1 protein-coding gene and 2 pseudogenes are annotated in these 3367 nt (G+C 72.5%); 2 read left to right on the top strand and 1 reads right to left on the bottom strand.

Annotated features, from left to right (window positions below):
* Positions 1-506, top strand: a pseudogene (locus ABZ885_RS37975) (hypothetical protein); the annotation flags it as partial.
* Positions 507-1131: 625 nt separating this feature from the next.
* Here the strand turns inward: ABZ885_RS37975 and ABZ885_RS37970 are convergent.
* The gene (locus ABZ885_RS37970) at positions 1132-2754 is read right to left on the bottom strand and encodes an AMP-binding protein (protein WP_360199271.1); all 1623 of its coding nucleotides are present in this window, start codon (positions 2752-2754) and stop codon (positions 1132-1134) included.
* 266 nt (positions 2755-3020) lie between these two features.
* Between ABZ885_RS37970 and ABZ885_RS37965 the strand changes: the two are divergent.
* A pseudogene (locus ABZ885_RS37965) lies at positions 3021-3367 on the top strand (hypothetical protein); the annotation flags it as partial.

The following is a 3367-nucleotide window of genomic DNA, read 5'->3' as shown; positions in this document are numbered from 1 at the left end:
TGGACAGCCTGCCGTTCGGCTACGTGGTGCGGACCAGCGCCGGCCTTGCCGCCGAGCTCGCCGACGACCCGCTCCAGCACTCGGCCGGGCGGCTGTTCCGGGCCTCCGTGATCGGCGCAGCCGGGTCCGCCCTGCTCGCCGTGCTGCTGACGCTGCTCCGCGCCGCCCCCGAACGCGTTGCCCTGCTCGCCCGGCTGCGCACCATGGGCCTGCGCCCCCGGCAGGGCCTGGCGCTGATCGTTGCCGAGACGCTACCGCAGACTCTGGTGGCGGCGGCCGGCGGCGGGCTGACCGCGCTCGCCGCGGTCGCCCTGCTCGGACCGGCGATCGACCTGTCCGCCCTGGTCGGCGTCCCGGTCCGGACCGGTCTGGAACCCAGCGTGCCGCCGGTGCTGGTCCAGGTGCTCGGTCTGACCGCCGTGGTTTCCGTCGGTGTGCTCGCCGAGGCGCTGATCTCCGGCCGGCGCCAGATCGCCACCGAACTGCGGGTGGGAGGCCAGCAGTGACCACCGACCGGGCAGCCGGGTCGTACCGGCGGCCCCGGCCGTTCCGCGGAAACGGGCGACACGACAACCAGCGGCACGGGTAGCCGCACGAGCGGCACTGGAACCGGCTCGCGGCGACCGCGACCAGGAACGCACCCAGGCGCAGCGGCGACAGGAGACCAGCAGTGAACAGCGCCCGCAGCCAGGCGACAGGCAAGGCACCCACCTTCAGACGGGGTCCGGGTCGGGGGTCTGCCCCGAATCCGCAGGTAGTGGTGAAGGTCGGTGACTGAAACGACGACAGGTGTCCTTGCGGGTTCGAAGTGATCGAGGTTCCCTACGCCTGATCGCTCTGCTTGCAGGGACACCTGTCGAGTAAGACGATTCGCGTCGCCGCATCGCCTCTCGCATGCCCAGCAGGTGCTGGACCCGGTTTTGCGTGCGCGGGTGGGCGTGCCAGACGGCTCGCTGACGGAGAACGGCGGGCTGGTGCTGCTTGCCGGCTGATGCGGCAGGTGGAAGTTGCTTCAGCCATGACTACGATCGACCGAGAAGTGCGGCCAGTACGGACCGGCTCTTCGCGGGTGCTGCGTCAAGGCCGACGGACGGCGGGGCGCCCGGGGGATGATCCCGGGCGCCCCGGGGGTCAGAGGCCGAGGATGGTGCGGGCGGCTTCGCGCATTTCGACCTTGCGGACTTTGCCGGTGACGGTCATGGGGAAGTCGTCGACGAGGTGGACGTAGCGGGGGATCTTGTAGTGGGCGATGCGGCCGGTGCAGAAGTCGCGGAGGGTGTCGGGGGTGAGGTCGGCGGCGCCGGGGCGCAGGCGGATCCAGGCCATCAGCTCCTCGCCGTACTTGGCGTCGGGGACGCCGATGACCTGGGCGTCCAGGATGTCGGGGTGGGTGTAGAGGAACTCCTCGATCTCGCGGGGGTAGATGTTCTCACCGCCGCGGATGACCATGTCCTTGCTGCGGCCGGTGATGCTGAGGTAGCCCTCCTCGTCCATCACCGCCAGGTCGCCGGTGTGCATCCAGCCGTCGGCGTCGACGACCTCGGCCGTGCGGTCGGGCTGGTCCCAGTAGCCGAGCATCACCGAGTAGCCGCGGGTGCAGAGTTCGCCGGGGGTGCCGCGCGCGACGGTGTGGCCGGTGTCGGGGTCGACCACCTTCACCTCCAGGTGCGGGCCGGCCCGGCCGACGGTGGAGACCCGGCGTTCCAGCGGGTCGTCGGCGCGGGTCTGGGTGGAGACCGGGGAGGTCTCGGTCATGCCGTAGCAGATCGAGACGTCGCGCATGCCCATCCGGTCGACGACCTCCTTCATCACCTCGGTCGGGCAGGGCGATCCCGCCATGATGCCGGTGCGCAGGCTGGAGAGGTCGTGGTCGGCGAAGGACGGGTCGTTGAGTTCGGCGATGAACATGGTGGGCACGCCGTAGAGCGAGGTGCAGCGTTCGGCGGCCACGGCGCGCAGCGTGGTGACGGGGTCGAAGCCGGGGGCCGGGATGACCACGCAGGCGCCGTGCGAGAGGGCGGCGAGGTTGCCCATGACCATGCCGAAGCAGTGGTAGAAGGGCACCGGCACGCAGATGCGGTCGTGTTCGGTGTAGCCGCACAGCTCGCCGACGAAGTAGCCGTTGTTGAGGATGTTGCGGTGGGAGAGGGTGGCGCCCTTCGGGAAGCCGGTGGTGCCGGAGGTGTACTGGATGTTGATCGGGTCGTCCGGGGCGAGTCCGGCGCCGGCCGCGGCCAGGTCGGCGGGCGCGCCGGCGGCGGCGGTGAGCAGCTCGTGCCAGGTGGTGGAGCCGATCAGCAGGACGTCGCGGAGGTCCGGACAGCGCGGGGCCGCGTCGGCGAGCATGGCCGCGTAGTCGGAGGTCTTGAACGAGGGCGCGGCGACGATCGTGCGGATGCCCGACTGCCGGAGCACGTACTCGAGTTCGTGGGTGCGGTAACCGGGGTTGACGGTCACCAGGATGGCGCCGATGCGGGCGGTGGCGTACTGCACGAACACCCACTCCGCGCAGTTGGGGGCCCAGATCCCGACCCGGTCGCCGCGTCCGACGCCGAGGGTGAGCAGGGCGGTGGCGACGCGGTCGGCCTCGGCGGCCAGTTCGCGGTACGTCCAGCGGCGGCCCGAGGGCAGGTCGACCAGGGCTTCCCGGTCGGGGAAGGAGCGGACGGCGCGGTCGAGGGCCGTGCCGATGGTCTCGTCCAGCAGGGGCGTGGCCGAGGGGCCGGTGCTGAGGCTGGGAGGGGGTGTGGGCATGCGGGGGCTCCTCGGCTCGTCGGGACGGCTGGCGCCCGAGTCTATGCAGGGCGGGGCCCGGCGTCATTCATCCGTGCAGACCGGTTGTCCCTCCGGGGCGCAGCGGCGTGAACTGCCCCTTCAGGCAGCGAAAAGGGCGGGGCAAACGATCAGAAACGATCAAGCGTGTACATTCTGCGCTGACTGATGATCAGTCGACGGGGGCGGTACAGCGCAGCAGGTCAGCACGCCTCCGTCGCCGTGCCCGCACCCGAGACAGGACACCCATGCCGAACCCGCAGCCCGCCGTCTCCCGGCGCACCGTCGTCGGGGCGATAGGCGCGACGGCCGCCGCCCTCGCCGTCGCCCCGGCCACCTCCGCCGCGGCAGCCCCCGCCGGAGCGCCCTCCCCCACTGGAGCCCCCGCCACCGCGCCCGGCACCGCCGGCCGGGCCCGGACGGTCAGCGTCCCGGCCACCCGCGCCCAGTCCGCGGCGGGCGGGGAGGCCGCGACCGTGCGGCCCGGTTTCCCGATCCGGTACGTCGGCGTCAGCTGGGACGGCCCGGCCCGCGGCGCGTCCATCCGGCTCCACGGCGACGGCGGCGCGCCCGGCACGTGGCGGCCCCTGCCGGC

This window comes from Kitasatospora sp. NPDC047058 (assembly GCF_040643935.1).
Taxonomy (GTDB): Bacteria; Actinomycetota; Actinomycetes; order Streptomycetales; family Streptomycetaceae; genus Kitasatospora.
Note: the sequence above shows the minus strand (reverse complement) of the source record. Positions and strands in the feature narration are given on the sequence as shown.